This is a genomic window from Actinokineospora sp. HUAS TT18 (assembly GCF_051364635.1).
Taxonomy (GTDB): Bacteria; Actinomycetota; Actinomycetes; order Mycobacteriales; family Pseudonocardiaceae; genus Actinokineospora.
Genome location: NZ_CP195645.1, coordinates 6,605,681 through 6,621,872, shown reverse-complemented (window position 1 = coordinate 6,621,872; position 16,192 = coordinate 6,605,681). Strand labels below are relative to the sequence as shown.

16 protein-coding genes and 1 pseudogene are annotated in these 16,192 nt (G+C 69.1%); 4 read left to right on the top strand and 13 right to left on the bottom strand.

Annotation, left to right across the window (positions count from 1 at the left end):
* Position 1 precedes the first annotated feature (1 nt).
* The 7 genes from ACSHT8_RS30810 to ACSHT8_RS30780 form a co-directional block, all read right to left on the bottom strand.
* Complete coding sequence (locus ACSHT8_RS30810) at positions 2 to 262, bottom strand: acyl carrier protein (RefSeq protein ID WP_436494928.1); 261 nt, start codon at positions 260 to 262, stop codon at positions 2 to 4.
* Between the two features lie 32 nt (positions 263 to 294).
* Entirely contained in the window at positions 295 to 1,530 is a 1,236-nt protein-coding gene (locus ACSHT8_RS30805) for a ketosynthase chain-length factor (protein ID WP_436494926.1), read from the bottom strand.
* A gap of 63 nt (positions 1,531 to 1,593) precedes the next feature.
* The gene (locus ACSHT8_RS30800; protein ID WP_436494924.1) at positions 1,594 to 2,847 is read right to left on the bottom strand and encodes a beta-ketoacyl-[acyl-carrier-protein] synthase family protein; all 1,254 of its coding nucleotides are present in this window, start codon (positions 2,845 to 2,847) and stop codon (positions 1,594 to 1,596) included.
* Positions 2,844 to 3,320 (bottom strand): cupin domain-containing protein, encoded by a 477-nt coding sequence (locus ACSHT8_RS30795; protein ID WP_436494922.1) that lies wholly within the window; start codon positions 3,318 to 3,320, stop codon positions 2,844 to 2,846. The genes ACSHT8_RS30800 and ACSHT8_RS30795 overlap by 4 nt, the downstream gene beginning before the upstream one ends.
* Positions 3,317 to 3,652 (bottom strand): TcmI family type II polyketide cyclase, encoded by a 336-nt coding sequence (locus tag ACSHT8_RS30790; protein ID WP_436494920.1) that lies wholly within the window; start codon positions 3,650 to 3,652, stop codon positions 3,317 to 3,319. The genes ACSHT8_RS30795 and ACSHT8_RS30790 overlap by 4 nt, the downstream gene beginning before the upstream one ends.
* A gap of 249 nt (positions 3,653 to 3,901) precedes the next feature.
* Complete coding sequence (locus tag ACSHT8_RS30785) at positions 3,902 to 4,642, bottom strand: SDR family NAD(P)-dependent oxidoreductase (RefSeq protein ID WP_436494918.1); 741 nt, start codon at positions 4,640 to 4,642, stop codon at positions 3,902 to 3,904.
* Positions 4,643 to 5,001: 359 nt separating this feature from the next.
* Complete coding sequence (locus tag ACSHT8_RS30780; RefSeq protein WP_436494916.1) at positions 5,002 to 6,924, bottom strand: BTAD domain-containing putative transcriptional regulator; 1,923 nt, start codon at positions 6,922 to 6,924, stop codon at positions 5,002 to 5,004.
* A 318-nt stretch (positions 6,925 to 7,242) separates the two neighbouring features.
* Between ACSHT8_RS30780 and ACSHT8_RS30775 the strand changes: the two genes are divergently transcribed.
* The 3 genes and pseudogenes from ACSHT8_RS30775 to ACSHT8_RS30765 form a co-directional block, all read left to right on the top strand.
* Positions 7,243 to 7,740 carry a MarR family winged helix-turn-helix transcriptional regulator gene (locus ACSHT8_RS30775; RefSeq protein ID WP_436494914.1) on the top strand — a complete coding sequence of 166 codons (498 nt, stop codon included), beginning with the start codon at positions 7,243 to 7,245 and terminating at the stop codon, positions 7,738 to 7,740.
* 212 nt (positions 7,741 to 7,952) lie between these two features.
* The gene (locus tag ACSHT8_RS30770) at positions 7,953 to 8,480 is read left to right on the top strand and encodes a CHRD domain-containing protein (RefSeq protein WP_436494912.1); all 528 of its coding nucleotides are present in this window, start codon (positions 7,953 to 7,955) and stop codon (positions 8,478 to 8,480) included.
* Between the two features lie 18 nt (positions 8,481 to 8,498).
* Positions 8,499 to 8,567: pseudogene (locus ACSHT8_RS30765) on the top strand (CHRD domain-containing protein); the annotation flags it as partial.
* A gap of 71 nt (positions 8,568 to 8,638) precedes the next feature.
* On the opposite strand, the gene ACSHT8_RS30760 reads toward ACSHT8_RS30765, so the two are convergent.
* From ACSHT8_RS30760 to ACSHT8_RS30735, 6 genes are all read right to left on the bottom strand, one after another.
* Positions 8,639 to 9,094 carry an anthrone oxygenase family protein gene (locus ACSHT8_RS30760; protein ID WP_436494910.1) on the bottom strand — a complete coding sequence of 152 codons (456 nt, stop codon included), beginning with the start codon at positions 9,092 to 9,094 and terminating at the stop codon, positions 8,639 to 8,641.
* A gap of 3 nt (positions 9,095 to 9,097) precedes the next feature.
* Positions 9,098 to 9,475, bottom strand: coding sequence for a SchA/CurD-like domain-containing protein (locus ACSHT8_RS30755; RefSeq protein WP_436494908.1), 378 nt, complete (start codon positions 9,473 to 9,475; stop codon positions 9,098 to 9,100).
* Positions 9,476 to 9,512: 37 nt separating this feature from the next.
* The gene (locus ACSHT8_RS30750) at positions 9,513 to 9,902 is read right to left on the bottom strand and encodes a SchA/CurD-like domain-containing protein (RefSeq protein ID WP_436494906.1); all 390 of its coding nucleotides are present in this window, start codon (positions 9,900 to 9,902) and stop codon (positions 9,513 to 9,515) included.
* A gap of 51 nt (positions 9,903 to 9,953) precedes the next feature.
* Positions 9,954 to 11,822, bottom strand: coding sequence for an asparagine synthase (glutamine-hydrolyzing) (gene asnB / locus ACSHT8_RS30745; protein WP_436494904.1), 1,869 nt, complete (start codon positions 11,820 to 11,822; stop codon positions 9,954 to 9,956).
* Positions 11,823 to 11,939: 117 nt separating this feature from the next.
* Complete coding sequence (locus tag ACSHT8_RS30740) at positions 11,940 to 12,848, bottom strand: NAD(P)-dependent oxidoreductase (RefSeq protein WP_436494902.1); 909 nt, start codon at positions 12,846 to 12,848, stop codon at positions 11,940 to 11,942.
* Between the two features lie 38 nt (positions 12,849 to 12,886).
* Positions 12,887 to 14,371, bottom strand: coding sequence for a peptide MFS transporter (locus tag ACSHT8_RS30735; RefSeq protein WP_436494900.1), 1,485 nt, complete (start codon positions 14,369 to 14,371; stop codon positions 12,887 to 12,889).
* A gap of 193 nt (positions 14,372 to 14,564) precedes the next feature.
* Here ACSHT8_RS30735 and ACSHT8_RS30730 point away from each other — a divergent pair, with 193 nt between their 5' ends.
* Entirely contained in the window at positions 14,565 to 16,127 is a 1,563-nt protein-coding gene (locus ACSHT8_RS30730; RefSeq protein WP_436494898.1) for an FAD-dependent oxidoreductase, read from the top strand.
* The last annotated feature ends 65 nt before the right edge of the window (positions 16,128 to 16,192 follow it).

Below are 16,192 nucleotides of genomic sequence, written 5' to 3'. Positions count from 1 at the left end.
GTCAGACCCCCGCGATCGAGAACTGCTTGTTGATGAACTCCACCGCCGCACGCGGGGTCGGCATCTCGTGCACGGCCTCGTCCGGGATCGGCACGCCGTACTTGCGCTGCACCTGGCTCGCCAGCTCCAGCACCGCGAGCGAGTCGTAGCCCAGCTCGGTGAACTCGATGTCGGCGATGTCGCCGTCGAGGTCGATGTCCTCGTCCACGCCCGCGCTCTCGCGCATGATCGCGCGCAGGTCGTCCAGGTCGAACTTGTTCACTGGTACTCCTTCGGTAGTTGTTCTTCGAGTTCTCAGGCCGGGCTGCGGTCGCCCTTGCCGACGACCATCGCCGCGGTGAAGCCGCCGTAGCCGCGGGCCAGCACCAGGGCGTGACGCAACTGCGCCTCGCGCGGGGTGTTCAGCACCAGGTCGATGTCGATGCCGTTCGCGAGCCGGTTCGGGCCCGCGGTGAACGGGATGACGCCGTCGCGCAGCGCCAGCAGCGCGGTGGCCACGTCGAGCGGGGCACCGCCGCCGAACAGCCGCCCGGTCAGCGTCTTCGGCGCGGTCACGGGGACACCCCGCGCGCCGAACACCTCGGTGATCGCGTCGGCCTCGATCAGGTCCAGCCGCGGGTCGGCGGTGGCGTCGGCGAAGACGACGTCGATGTCAGTGGTGTTGAGCTGGGCGTCGTCCAGCGCGCGCCGGATGACTCCGGCGAGCACCGGCTTGCGGTCGGTGCGCTCGGACTGGTCGAAGCCCGCCGCGTAGCCCAGGATCGTGCCGTAGCCCTTGCCCAGGCCGCGGGCGGTCGCGGTGCTCTCCCGCTCGGTCACCAGGATCGCGCCGCCCTCGCCGGGGATGTAGCCCGCCGCCTCGGTGTCGAACGGCAGGTACGCGCGGTCGCTCGACTCCGAAGTGGACAGCAGGCCGGTCGGCAGCTGCGCGACGAGGCCGTAGGGGCACAGCGAGCTGTCGGTGCCGCCGGTGACGACGAGCTGCGACTGGGTGCGCAGCAGCCGCCGCGCCTGGCCGATCGCGTCGAGGCCGCCCGCCTGCTCGGCGCAGAGCACGCCACAGGGGCCGCGCATGCCGTGCCGGATGGAGATCTGGCCGGTGGTGGCCGCGTAGAACCACGCGATGGACTGGTAGGCCCCGACCCAGGACGGGCCGTTCTGGTAGAGCCGCTCCATCTCGTGCTGGCCGAAGTCGGTGCCGCCGGAGGACGACGAGGTGACCACGGCCATCTCGAACTCGGGCAGCTGCGTCGGGTCGACGCCCGCGTCGGCCAGCGACGACTCGGCGGCGAACAGCGCCATGTGGGTCCAGTGGTCGGTCTGCGGGATCAGTCGGCCGGGTACCCGCCCCTTGGCGGTGAACCCGGCGACCTCACCGGCCAGCTTGGTCGGGTACTCGGACGGGTCGAACCGGGTGATCCGGCTGATCCCGCTCTTGCCCGCGAGCACCGCCTGCCAGTGCTCCTCGATGCCCAGGCCGGTCGGCGCGACGATCCCGAGCCCGGTCACCACCGCGGTTGTGGGACTCATGCCTCAATGCCCTTCCATGTTGGTGTCTTCAGGTGAGAGCCCGTGGCCCCCGCGCTCGCAGCCCTAGTGGCGGGCGAGCACCATCGCGCTCTGGAACCCGCCGAACCCGCTGCCCACGCTGAGCACCGCGTCCATCTTGTGGTCCCGCGCCGTCAGCGGCGTGTAGTCCAGGTCGCACTCCGGGTCCGGGGTGTGCAGGTTGGCCGTGGGCGGCACGACCTGCCGGTCCAGGGCCAGCGCGCACGCGGCGACCTCGATCGAGCCGATCGCGCCGAGCGAGTGCCCGACCATCGACTTGATGGAGCTGACCGGGATCTCGTAGGCGCGGTGGCCGAGGCTCGCCTTGAACGCCGCGGTCTCGTGCCGGTCGTTCTGCTTGGTGCCCGAGCCGTGCGCGTTGATGTAGTCCACATCGGACGCGTCGAGCTTGGCGCCCGCCAGCGCGACGCGGATGGCCTCGGCCATCTCGCGGCCGTCTGGCTTGAGGCCGGTCATGTGGAAGGCGTTGCTGCGCGAGGCGTAGCCGCCGACGACACAGTAGATGTGCGCGCCGCGCGCCTTGGCCGACTCCAGGTCCTCCAGCACCATGACCGCGGAGCCCTCGCCGAGGACGAAGCCGTCACGGGTGTTGTCGAAGGGCCGCGAGGCGTGCTCGGGGTCGGCGTTGTTCGGCGAGGTCGCCTTGATCGCGTCGAAGCAGGCCGAGGTGATCGGCGAGATCGGCGCGTCGGTGGCCCCGGCGATCACGATGTCGGCCGAGCCCTCCTCGATCAGCTGCACGCCGTGGCCGACCGCGTCGAGGCCGGAGGTGCAGCCGGTGGAGACCAGGCCGACCGAGCCCTCGGCGCGCACCTCGGCGGCGACCTCGACGGCCAGGGTGCTGGGCACCATGTAGCCGTAGAGGTGCGGGACGCCGTAGGTGTGGTCGACGAGCCAGCGCTTGCCGCCGTCGGAGAGGACCGCGTACTCCTCTTCCAGGCCCATGGTGCAGCCGACCGCGCTGCCGATGCTGACGCCGATGCGGCCAGGGTCAACCCCGGTCAGGTCGACGCCGCTGTCGGCGATGGCCTCACGGGCACAGACGACCGCGAACTGCCCGGCCCGGTCCATGCGCCGGATCTCCTGCGCCGTCAGGCCCGCGGCCTTGGCGTCGAAGTCGACCTCGGCGCCGATGCGGGAGCGGAAGTTCACCGGGTCGAACAGGCTGATCGTGCGGGTCGCGGTGCGCCCGGCGGTCAGCAGACCCCAGAAGTTCTCGCGGCCGACGCCGCCGGGTGCGACGACCCCGACGCCGGTGATTGCGACTTGCCTCGTCACGGGTGTCCCCCTACATCCGGGTTGGCCAGCTCTGGCCGCTGCGCTTCTTCGGTGTCGACGTGGCCCAGCTCCGGCCGCGGCGCCAGCGGCGACAGGTGGAAGACCACGTGCGCCTCGGTGGTGCCGACGTTGACCAGGCGGTGCCGCACGCCGATCGGCACCATGAGCGAGTCGTTCGCGCCGAGCGCGATCGGCTCACCGTTGAGGACCATCTCCAAGTCGCCCGCGACGACGTGGATGAACTCCTCGGAATAGGGGTGGTAGTGCTCGGTGATGAAATCTCCGGGCGCGAGCTTGAGGATTCCACCGAATCCAGAGCAGCTGCGCACAGTCTTCGGGCTGAGGGTCACCCGGATATCGCCACCACGCCGGGTGTTCGAATCAACCGCTTCCCGGTTGACGCGAACCTGCGCGGCGGTGAATTTATCGTTGTTGACCCGGCCCGCGACGTCGGTCTCAGTTGTGGCGGTCACAGGGTCCGACCTTCCTTGGCTTCCCAGACGTAGAACGGATTGGCCATCGCGTCCTTGGGCTCTTTCCAATTCGGGTCGTACGGGAAAACGAGCGGCAACAAGTCGTTGTGGATCTTGTTGTACAACGGGTGGCTGCGCGCCTTGTAGAGGTCCGGGGTGATGTCATCATCGGCCTCGACCAGGTGGAAGTACAGGTCGTGGAAGGTGAACAGGGTCCGGCGGGACACACCGACCATGTGCGGCAGGTCCGTTGCGTCGGACTCGGCGAAGACGTTCGCGATCTCCTGGGGATCGGAAGTCTTCAACTTGGCGACGATCAGTGTGCGATGCACGGCAACTCCTACGCGAGACGTGGAAGCGAAGCGAGATGACAGTGTCAGCCGGTGATGGAGGTCTACTCGAAACGCTATCGAACTAAGCTGGACCAGTAAGACAAGAACTCGAATCCGTGAAGACAAGAACAGTCGACCGACTAGTAGATACGTGGGCCGCCCAAAAGGTTGACCAAGGTAGGGCGAATAAGGGCATAGATAGGGGGCACACCCGACGAAAGTCGAGGGTGTGCCCCCTACTTTGGGATGCTAGACGCCGCCGTCGACGTTGATTGTGGAACCGGTCACGTATTTGGACGTCTCACCCGCGAGGTACAGCACCGCGCCCGCGACGTCCTCCGGCTGGCACATGCGGCCGAGCGCGGTCATGCCGATGATCATCTGCTGCACGTGCGGCGGAAGGCCGCCACCGGGCTCGGTCTCGGTCACGCCGGGCGAGACCAGGTTGACCCGGATCCCCTTGGGCCCCAGTTCCTTGCAGAGCGCGCGCGTCAACCCGATGAGCGCGGCCTTGCTGGCGGTGTAGTGGACGCCGAACGCCCGCCCGCGCAGCGCGAGCGACGAGCCGATGTTGACGATCGAGGCGCCCTCGACGAGCTGGTCGAGGACCTTGTTGGTGACGAGGTAGGCGGAGGTGACGTTGTGGTCCATCACCCGGTGCCACTCCTCCTCGGCGAGCTCGCCGAAGGCGGCGCGCCCGTCGACACCGACGTTGTTCACCAGAACGTCAAGCCTGCCACCGAAATGCGCGCTGACGGCCTCGGCGAGGTGTGCGGTGGAGGCGGCGTCGGTGACGTCGGCCTGGACGAGCAGGTGCCCGTCGCCGAGCTCCTTGAGCTCGTTGGCGAGCTGCTGCGAAGCCTCGCTGGGCTGGTGGTAGACGGCGACGACCTTGGCGCCCGCCTTGGCAAAGGCGTGCACGGTGGCCCGGCCGATACCGCGGCTGCCTCCGGTGACAAGGACATGCTTTCCGTGCAGGCCGTGGTCCATCTGGTGCCCCTTCTAGTCCCAATCGTGATGGGCTCAGGGTGCTGGGCGGGGGTCGCGGGCGGCTTGAGGTGAGATCGAGCCACTATCGGGTGAAACTCGCGCGGCTCGACCAAGCTCCGAGTGACTGACGATGCGGGCGTGGAACCGCCCAACCACAACGAAATCGGGCTTCCTCGGGAGCCCGTCGCGATCCTGTTCCTTGTTGTGCTGCGATTCTGGAGACTCGACCCAAGGCAAAGGGCCGCGCTCGACTTGTCGTCGAGTGCGGCCCTTCTGTTGGGGCGCAAGCTGTTCAAAGAAGGTCAGGTTCAGGTGAACCGGTCACCCGGGCCCGCGCGTAATTCAGTTGTGTGATCTCTCTAGGCCGACAGGCCGGCCGCCTGGGGGACGGCGGGTTCCGCGCGACGAGCGAGAGTGGGGGTGATGTCCAGGGTGGGGGCGCGGTCGAGCGACCTGGCCACCTCCGTGAACGGACGACGGAACCGGTAGTGGAACGCCGAGACCGTGTTGTCCCCCGCGTCCTGCTCGTCGACCTCCGCGAGCTGGAACTGCACCATCTCCTCCAGCAGGGTCTCCGCCCGCCACTCGTCGACGCCGAGGATCTCCGCGGCGTGGCGAGGGGACACCGACCGCAGCACGGGTGCCACGGTGCGGAAGGCGGACTGGGTCTCGCCCTGGAGCAGCTGGTAGCTGCGGCGGACGCTGCTGAACATCGGGACGTCGTCCGACGTGGTCTGGCACGACTGGAGCTGGCGCATGCGCGCCACCAGGCGGCCGATCGGCCAGTGCGGGCGCAGGTCGAGCTGCGCCGCGGCGGCGCGGATGGCCAGCGGCAGACCGTCGCACAGTTCGACCAGGTCGCGGACCGAGGCCATGTCCCCGGCCACGCGGGCGCGGCCAAGGACATCGGTCAGCAGCCGGACGCCCTCGGCCTCGTCGAACGGGGGCAGGTCGATGGTGCGGGCGATCGACGAGTCCGACATGCGGCGCCTGCTGGCCACGACCGTGGCACAGTCGGGGCCGGACGGCAGGAGCGGACGGATCTGCTCCTCGTCGACCGCGTCGTCCAGGACCACGAGCACCTTGCGGTCCGCGGTCCAGCTGCGGAACACGCGGGCGCGCTCGGCCAGGGTGGCCGGGAGCTGGTCGGCGCGGTGGCCGATGGCGCCAAGGAAGCCGCCCAGGACGGTGAACGGGTCGATCGGGGTGTTGTCCCGGCCGACCAGCTCGGCGTAGAACTGACCGTCCGGGAACGCACCGCGGACCCGGTGGGCCAGGTGTGTGCAGAAGGTCGACTTGCCCGCGCCGGGTGCGCCGACCGTGACCAGCACGCGCGCGGCCTGCAGTTCGGGGTCGGTGAGCACGGCCTGGGCGTCGTCGAGCTGCTTCTCGCGGCCGATGAACTTCGGCAGGCCCGGGGGCAGCTGGCTCGGGGACACCGCGGCCGGGCGGGCCGCCTGGACGACCTCGCGAGCCACCTTGGTCGGCTCCGGCGACGGCTCGGCCGCCAGGACCGCCTGCTGCAGGCGCTGCAGCTCCCGCGACGGCTCCAGACCCAGCTGGTCGGCCAGGCTGGTGCGGGCGTTGCTGTAGACCCGCAGCGCGTCCGAGCGGCGGCCCGAGCGGTAGAGCGCCAGCATCAGCTTGGCCTGCAGCCCCTCGTGCGTCGGCTGCTCGGCGGCCATCCTGGTCAGCTCGGTGATGAGCTCGCGGTGCCGTCCGAGCTGCAGGTCGGCGTCGATGCGCAGCTCGGCGATGGTGTTGCGGAGTTCCTCGTACCAGACCACGGCGGCCTGGAGGACCGGTCCGGCGGTGATGTCGGCCAGCACGGGACCGCGCCACAGCTGCAGCGCCTCCCGCAGCGTGCCCGCGCCGCCTTCGAGGTCGCCCGCGTCCAGCTCGGCCCGGCCACGCTCGGCGAGGCGGTTGAACCGGTCGGCGTCGAGTGCGTCCTCCCCCAAGGACAACACGTAGCCGTTCGGCGAGGTCCGCAGCGCCGGGATCGGGTCGGACGACTTGTTGTCACCCGCGTCGCCCTGCAGCGGCCCCCCGCTGTGCAGCTGGTAGTGCTTGCGCAGCTGGTAGACGTAGGTCTGCAGGGTGGTCGCCGCGCTCAGCGGCGGGCGGTCCTCCCACAGCTCCTCGATCAGCTGGTCGGTGCGCACGACAGCGTTCGTGTGCACCGCGAGCAGGGCGAGCACCTGGCGCAGCTTGGGCGCCGTGGGCGTCACGACCTTGTTGTTCCTGATGACTCTGAACGGCCCTAGCAACTTGATCTTCACTGAAAAACCCCCCGTTTTCCAATATTTGCGTCATGGGTGAACCAGGCCGGCCTCGTGGAGGCTCGGGATAATCGACTCGTTGAACTCCGACACATCTGCGTGATCAACCCCAACCGGACCGGTGGACGTCCCGCGCAGGCGGTAGCGCCCAGCATCACCCTGTGGTTTCAACTCTCACCGGCTCTGGACCGCGGCCCAGACCCGCTTCCCTCCACAACCCAAGGTACTTCATCGAACCGGAAGGTCCAAGCACTTGAAACTTCTCACTCCATCGTAGTATCTCTTTTAGGGGTACACGGCTAACAGAGAGAACGGGCCATGCTGGTGGAGCGGATCCTGCAGACACTGCGCGACAACGCCGGGCGCAGCCTGCTGTTGCATCAGAAGATCGCGGACGGCTTCGGCCTGAACTCGACCGACCTGATGTGCCTTGACCTGGCACGACACGAGACCGACCTGACCGCGGGCAGGCTCGCGGCCATCACCGGGATGAGCACGTCGGCGATCACCGCCGTGCTCGACCGGCTGAGCAAGGCGGGCCTGGTCGTGCGGCGTCGGGACGAGCACGACCGGCGGAAAGTGTTCGTGGAGTCCACCGGCCGCCACGAGGTGGAGGTCCAGCGGGCGTATGCCCCGCTGGGCGCCGCCTTCCGCGAGTTGTTGGAGTCCTACAGCGAGCGCGACCTGGAGATGCTGCACGAGTTCACCAAGCGCAACGGTGAACTGGTCAGCGAGCTGATCGCGATCATCGAGGCCGAGCGCGTCGCGGCGAAGTCAGCCGCGAGCAAACAGGACGCCGCGAGCAAGACGTCCTGATTTCACCCTACTGGGGCGAGGCGAGCCCGCGTTCGACTCTCCGAGTCGTCGAGCGCGGGCTTTCGCGCGTTAACCAGGGCCTTACCAGCCGTACTCGAGCGCTGTGACGTTGCTCTTAGGGGTTGCCCCAGGCAACCTTTCCGCCCGCCGCTGAACCGCCGCGGCACCGGGCGCGTAATTCCGGAAGGCCTATTCACCCGAGGAGGCTTTCCATGAGACGCACCCACATCCTCGCCCTGGTGGCTCTGACCGCCGCGGCACTGACCACCAGCTCCGCCACCGCCGACCAGCGCGACGCCAACGCCCTGCACGAGACGCTGTCCGGCTACCAGGAAGACCCCGGCGCGGTCTCCACGACCGGGACCGGCACCTTCCACGTGAAGATCGACGAGTCCGCGCGCGAGATCCACTACGAGCTGAGCTATTCCAGCCTGGCCGCGGGCATCACGCAGTCCCACATCCACTTCGGCGGCAAGGCGCAGAGCGGCGGCATCAGCGTCTTCCTCTGCACCAACCTCGGCAACGGACCCGCAGGCACGCAGGTCTGCCCGGCCGCCCCCGCCACCATCACCGGCGTCATCCGCCCGGTCGACGTCATCGGGCCGAACACGCAGGGCATCGCCCCCGGCGAGTTCGACGAGCTGGTCGCCGCGGTCAACGCGGGCACCACCTATGTCAACGTCCACACCACGCAATTCCCCGGCGGCGAGATCCGCGCCCAACTCGGGCACTCCCACTGAGCTGCCCACAACCACCCACACCTCAACGTCCACACCACGCAGTTCCCCGGCGGCGAGATCCGCGCCCAACTCGGGCACTCCCACTGAACTCAGGCACTCCCACTGAAACCGAAACGGGCCTGGCCCCCTAAGGAGACCAGGCCCGTTCACGTTGAAGCTCAGCCGAGCACCGCGGCCCAGCCGATGACACCCAGAGCCAAGAACGAACACACCGTGCGGGAGGTGTGGTAGACCCGCCACAGCGGCCGCGGGTCCTCCCAGTCCTCCGGCATGTTCTCCGGGTCGACCTTGCGCATCTGCTTGTTGATCGGCACGTTCGCGAAGTGCGAGATGATCGACACCGCGATCATCAGCGCCGCCCCGATCCCGTACAGCAGCCGCGCCTGGCTCACCGGCACCAGGAACGCGAGCACGATGGCGATGATCGTCGAGGAGAGCACGATGATCGGCATCGTCGGATCCCAGTTGCGGCCCAACAGCTTCAGCGAGTAGATGTAGCGGTCGGGCGGCATCGCGAAGAGCGCGGGCAGCGTGCTCAGCGCCACCGCGAACAACGCGCCCGTGGTCGTTCCGGTGCCAAGGACGACCGCGATCTCAAGAATATCCTCGACCATGGCTCACCCCGCGGCGATCCGGGTCGAGCCGAGCAGCGTCAGGCAGCGCATGGTGCTGTCGGTGAACGTCCGCACGAACCCCTCCGGGGTCGCGGTGTCGCGCGGCTTCGACAGGTACGGCACGATCTTGCGCTCGAACGCCTGGACGCCGGGCTGTGCCGCCATGAACTTCGCGACCTCTTCGAGGTCACCCTCGTACTCGATGAAGCGCACCATGGTGTCGTTCTTGATGAACACCGCGGTGCCCAGGATCCGCGCGACCTCCGCGCCGTCGTCACCCTGCACCGAGGGCGACGCCGGACGCTGGAAGTTCGCGAAGATCTCGCCGATCTCGTCCTCGAAACCGGGCAGGATGTCGTAACTGATCGCTGCTATGGGCATGCGACCTCCTCATATTTCGCCGAAACTCCGCGGAAACTCAGACGCCCGTCGGCTGCGCCGACAGAGTCTCGACCGAGAGCTGCGAGATGCAGCGCATGGTGGCGTTGCGGAAGTACTCGCCGAAGCCTTCGGACGTCGTGGTGTCGCGCTGCTCGGCCAGGTAGGGGGCGAGCTTGCTCTCCAGGGTGTGCACGCCGCTCTCGGCCGCCATCTTGCGGGCGATGTCGGCGAACTCGCCGGAGTAGTGGATGACCCGCACGACGACGTCGTGGTCGATGAAGACCGCGGTGCCGAGCAGCTTGCCCGACTCCTGGCCCTCGGCGTCGCGAAGCTCGGGGCGCTTGACCCGCTTGAAGTTCGCGAAGATCTCCGCGATCTCCTCGTCGTGACCGGGCTTCACCCGGTAGCTGATAGCCGCGTACGGCATGGGGGACTCCTTTGTCTTTCTACTGGGGATCAGGCCGGGATCAGGCCGGGATCAGACCTCGACGCGGACGTTGTACTGACGCAGCCAGGCGTCCAGGCCGAGGATCATCTCGACGTTGGCGCGGGCGACCCACGCGCGCGGGCCGCTGTCGAGCACCGAGTGGTCGGCCTGCAGTTCGGCCACGGCCTGCTGGTTGATCAGCGCGGCGGCGGGCGACGACGGGTCCTTGGCGAGCGCGCCGAGGCCGTCGACGAGCCACTGGCCGTACGCCGGGTCCTGGGTGACGGGGTACGGGCTCTTCGGCCGGGTGCGGACCGACTCGGGCAGCAGGTCGGCCACCGCGGCGCGCAGCAGGCTCTTCTCCTGGCCGTCGAACGACTTGATCGCCCACGGCGTGTTGTAGACGTACTGGACCAGCTTGTGGTCGCAGAACGGCATGCGGGCCTCCAGGCCGGTGGCCATGCCGATCGACTCGTCGTGCGACAGCAGCGTCTCCAGCCAGCGGGTCAGGTGGAGGTAGCCGATGCGGCGCATCTGCCGGTCGACGTCGCTCTCGCCGTCGAGGTGCTCGACCTTGGCGACGGAGGACTCCCACGCGGCGGTGCAGTAGTCGTTCAGCTCCAGCTTGGCGAGCAGGTCGGGGTGCAGCAGGTCGCCGCCCATGCCGTGCTTGCCGCCGCCGTAGTGCGCCATCGCGATCCACGGCATGGTCTGCGCCGCGGCCAGCTGCGGGTTGTGCACCCAGGCGAACCCGCCGAACACCGCGTCGGCGATCTCGCCGAGCAGCGCCGCGCGGACGTGCTTGCTGACCTCGCGGTTGAGCAGGTACAGCGAGGTGTTCATGTTGCCCAGCGGGCTGGGGACGTCCTTGGCCGACAGCGTGGTGCGGCGGGCCTCGGCGTCGAGGATGTCGGCGGTGTCGAGCACGACGTCGGTGTGCTCGGCGCCGACGTGGGCGACCATGTCCTTGACGTAGGGCGCGTCCGGGGTGGCCCACACCTCGTCGGGGGTGAAGTTCTTCGCGTGCTCGGCGAAGGTGACGGTGAACGTGCGCAGCTGACCGCCGCCGTTGCGCTTGAGCGCGTCGGCCGCGAGCGCGGTCACCGCGGAGGAGTCGACACCACCGGAGAGCATGATGCCCACCCCGTCGGCGTCGCCGATCTGCGCGGCGACGCTGTCCGACAGCAGCTCGCGCACCTTGGCGATGGTGGCGGCCTGGTCGTCGGTGTGCTCCTCGGTGGTGAGGCGCCAGTACTGCTCGCGGCGCAGGCCAGAGCGGTTGAACCGCAGGATCTCCGCGGCCTCCACCTGCTTGACGCCGACGAAGATGCCGTGACCGGCGGTGCCCGCGTAGGAGAACAGCTCGCGCATGCCGTCGATGTCGACGGCGGCCTCGGTGTCGGGGTGCGCGAACAGCGCCTTGCGCTCCGAGCCGAAGATGATGCCGGAGTCGGTCACCCAGTAGTACATGGGCTGGTTGCCGAACCGGTCGCGGATCAGCGTCAGCTCATCGCTGCGGCCGTCCCAGATCGAGATGGCGAAGGCACCCGTGAGTCGCACGACCGCCTGCGCGCCGTCCTCCAGGAACGCGTTGGCGATCAGCTCGGCGGGCGAGGCGTCCGGCGCGCAGCCGCGGCCCTTGGCCCGCAGCCACGCGCCGAGGTCGCCGAGGCCCGTGGGCGTCCCGGTGACGCACACCGCGATCTGACCGTCCGCAGTGGACTGGACGTGCGGCTGCTGGCCGGTCGGCTTGGAGCCGATCGCCAGCGAGCGGTAGCCGAGTCCGACGTTCGCCCGGGCCCACACCTGCTGCCCGTCCGGGCCCCGACTGGCCAAAGTCTCTGTCATGGCGGAAAGTACCGACGATTCCCGCTCCAGATCCCTGGAGGAGAAATCCACCCAACCGACCAACCCAGACATCGATCACACCTCTCGCTGACGGTTCAACGGCACGCACCCGTTGGGTCGGCCTTTGTCGCTTACCAATCTGGTGGGCGACGGTTGAATCTGACTCAGTGACGCCTCGAAGGCCTTTGGCTAAGCCGAAACCTGAGTCTTGGACTCGTCGCCCGCGTCGTCGAACTGCTGGTCCAGGATCGCCGCGGCGTCGAGTTCGCCCTTGCCCGCGGCCACCATGCGCTCGTAGCGGCGCGCGGCCGTGGCGATCACCGGCAGCTGCACGCCCTGGATCGCGGCGTCCGCGACGGTCAGGCGCAGGTCCTTCTCCATGAGCACCGAACGGAAGCCCGCCGGGACGTACTTCTCCTCGCGCATCAGGTTCGCGCGGTGCGACATCACCGGGGAGCTGAACGCGCTCTCGGCGATCGTGCGCAGCAGCAGGTCGCGGTCAAGGCCCGCCTCGACGCCGTAGTTGACGACCTCGGCGAGCGCGACGACCTGGCTGCCCAGCAGGGCGTTCAGGGCGAGCTTCAGCGTGGCGGCCACGCCGATCGCGCCCAGTTCGACGAGCTGGCGGCCGATGACGGTCAGCAGCTCGCGCACCTCTTCGATGTCCTCGGGAGCGCCACCGGCGAGCACCCGGGCCTCGCCCGCGCGGGCCTGCATCGGGTTGCCGACCAGGTTCGCCTCAACCCGGCGGAAGCCGAGCTCGTTGAGCCGACCGGTGACCTGGCGGGAGTACTCGGGGGACACAGTGGACATGTCGACGACCATCGCGCCCTTGCGCAGCGTCGAGACCACGCCGTTCTCGCCGAACAGCACCGACTCGACCGACGGCTCGTCGGCCAGGCTCAGCATCGCCACGTCGACCCCGGTGACCGCCTCGGCCGGGGTGGCCGCGACGCCGCCGGAGCCCTCGGCGATCGCCTGGGCCTTCTCGATGGACCGGTTCCACAGCACCGGCTTCCAGCCGAGGTCGGTGAGCCTGCCCGCGATGCCGCCGCCCATTCCGCCCAGGCCGAGGCAGGCAACTCGCTTGTCAGTCATTTCGGTCCCTTTCATAGGTTTTCACTGCGGTGGGTGGCTCATGCGGCGAGCCTGCGGCGCAGCCTGCCGGTGGCCGCGGCGATCAACAGGCCCGCGACGACCGCGAGTAGCCCGAAGACCAGGAAGTAGGTGGACAGCGGGAGGTTCTCCGCCAAGGCGGCCAGCCGACCGCCCAGGCCCGCGCCGAGCGCGGCGAACAGCCAGAACAGGCCGAGGTACTGGTGGGTGAAGCCCTCGGGGGCGATCTGCACGGCGAAGCTGATCGCGATGGGGGCCAGCGCCAGCTCACCGCAGACCTGCAGGAAGAACACCGTCAGCAGCCACGCGGGCGAGACCAGCCCGGCCTCGACGGCCATGGCGGCGGCCAGCGACATCAGCAGGAAGCTCACGCCGATGAACAGCAGCGCGCCCGCGAACTTGACCGGCACGTCGAGCTTGCCGCGCATCTTCAGCCACAGGATCGCGAACAGCGGGGCCAGGATCAGGATGAACAGCGGGTGCGCCGACTGGAACCAGCTCGCCGGGACCTCCCAGCCGAACACGACGCGGTCGGTGTGCTCGCGGGCGAACTCGCTGAGCACCGACCCGCCCTGGGCGTAGAGCAGCCAGAACACCGAGGTGCCGCCGAGCAGCCACATGTAGGCCACGAGCCTGCTGCGGTCGCCGTCGGTCAGCGCGGGATTGCGGCGCAGGGCGCGGTAGAACACGATCGGCAGCACGATGATCAGCAGCCCGCACAGCGCGAGGACGTGCTGGAACTTGAACGCGCCGGTCACTACGTCGACGGTCAGCAGCACGGCCACCACGGCCGCGGCGTAGCCGACGCGGCGCTTGACCACCGACAGCCGGTCGCGCTCGATGGGCCGCTCGGGCAGCACGCCGACGTCGCCGAAGCGCTTGTTGCCCGCGACGTACTGGATCAGGCCGAAGGTCATGCCGACCGCGGCGGCGCCGAACCCGAGGTGCCAGTCGACCTTCTCCCCCAGCACGCCGGTGACGATCGGGGCGAGGAAGGCGCTGATCTGGATGCTCATGTAGAAGATCGAGATGGTCGCCTCGCGGCGCTCGGTGTCGTTCGGGTAGGGGCTGCTGACCAGCGATGAGATCGCGGGCTTGGCCAGGCCGGTACCCGCGATGACGAAGAGCAGGCCCACGTAGAGCGACGGCCGGGCGGGCACGGCCATGCAGTAGTGGCCGATCGCGATGAGGCTGCCGCCGATGAGCACGGCCTTGCGCGCGCCGAGCACGCGGTCGGCCAACCAACCGCCGGGCAGCGCGCCCATGAACATCAGCGACATATAGGTGCCGAACACCGCGGCCGCGTTAGTCGTCGACAGGCCGAAGCCGCCTTCGGACTCGGGCGCGGAAAGGTAGAGATAAAGGATCGCGGTCATCCCGTAGAAGCTGAACCGCTCCCACATGTCGACCATGAACAAGGTGCTGAACCACCGCGGCTGGTCCCGGAAGATCCGTCCCCGCTCGCCGTCCACAGCGCTGTCGACACTGGTGATCGCGCTAGCCATGCCTGACACCCTTCGGCTCGATCTGGTCCGGCGACGGTGAATGTGCCCCGCCGCCTGGTATTTCCGCTCGAAAGCCACTGGAACACATCTCGAGGTGCGTGCTTCGAGGTCTGTTCGAGTGGCCTTGTAGTTGTCGGCATCACCCTTGCAGGGAAGTCCGACGAGCGGGGTTCATTTGGCCGGGAGGGCAGTGATGCAGGAACAGAAGACCTCGGTGCTGGTGGTCGGCGGAGGTGTGGTCGGGCTGTCCAGCGCACTCTTCCTCGCGAACGCCGGCGTGGCGGTCACGCTGGTCGAGCGCCACCCCGGCACGTCCATCCACCCGCGCGCGTGGGGCTGGTACGAGCGCACCCTGGAGATCTTCCGCGCGGCGGGGATCGAGGAGCAGGTGCTCGAGGCGGCCAAGGGCTTCGCCGACCACCGCATCAACGGCAAGGTCGTGTCCCTGCTCGGCAAGGAGATCGGCCGCCAGATCCTCCCGGACGGCGACGACCTGCGCGCCATCACGCCGTGCAAGCACGTCTCGCTCGGCCAGGACCGCATGGAGCCGATCGTCCGCGCCGCCGCGGCCGCCGCGGGCGCGGAACTGCTGTTCAACACGGGTTTGATCGACCTGACGCAGACCGCCGACGGTGTCGACGCGGTCGTGGTCGACCGGGTCGACGGCGTCGAGCGCCGCATCAAGGCCGACTACGTCATCGCCGCCGACGGCGCCCGTTCCCCGCTGCGCGAGAAGCTCGGCGTCGGCGCCCACGGCCGCGGCGCGTTCCGCCACCAGGTCAGCATCCTGTTCCGCGCGGACCTGACCGGCCCGCTGGACGGCCGCCGATTCTCCATCTGCCAGATCGAGAACCCCGAGTTCACCGCCGTGCTCGGCCACGACGACACCCTCACCGAGGGCACGCTGATCGTGACCTACAAGCCGGAGGACGGCGAGTCGGTCGAGGACTTCACCGTCGACCGCAGCATCGAGCTGGTCCGCGCCGCCATCGGCGACCCCGAGTACCCCGTCGAGATCCGCGACGTCCTGCCGTGGGAGATGGCGGGCATCGTCGCTGAGCGCCTGCGCGTCGACCGGGTGTTCTTCGCGGGCGACTCGGCCCACATCGTCCCCCCGATCGGCGGCTACGGCGCCAACCTGGGCATCCACGACGCGCACAACCTGGCGTGGAAGCTCGCCGCGGTCCTCGCGGGCCACGCGGGCGCCGAACTCCTCGACACCTACGAGGCCGAGCGCGCCCCCATCGCCCGCCTCACGGTCGCCCAGGGCGGCCTGCGCCTGGCCATGCGCGCGGGCTTCGCCACCGACGAGCAGAAGTCGCAGGTCATCGACCCGCTGGCGATGACCCTGGGCTACCGCTACACCCCGGGCCAGCCGGTCCACCCGTCGCAGCTGACCGGCGAGCCCGGCACCCGCGCCCCGCACCTGTGGCTGGACGGCGACCTGGAGTCCACTGTGGACCTCTTCGGCGCCGACTTCGTCCTGCTCGCCGGACCGGACGGCCAGGCATGGGTCGAGGCGGCGCAGAAGCTGGCCGCCCGCAACGAGGTCCCGGTGACCGCGTTCCGCTTCGGCACCGACCTGACCGACCGCGAGAGCGCCTTCCCCGCCACCTACGGCGTCGCGGCGGACGGCGCGGCGCTGGTCCGCCCGGACGGCTTCGTGGCCTGGCGGTCGAGCGGCTCGGTGGACCAAGCGGAGTCGGAACTGGCGACCGCGCTCAGCGCCGCGCTGTCCCGCACGGATATCGCGTAGAGACTCGGTTCCCGCCGAACCTACCCCCGGCGGGCGCCGTGCCATGTGTGTCGGTCCTGACCCAA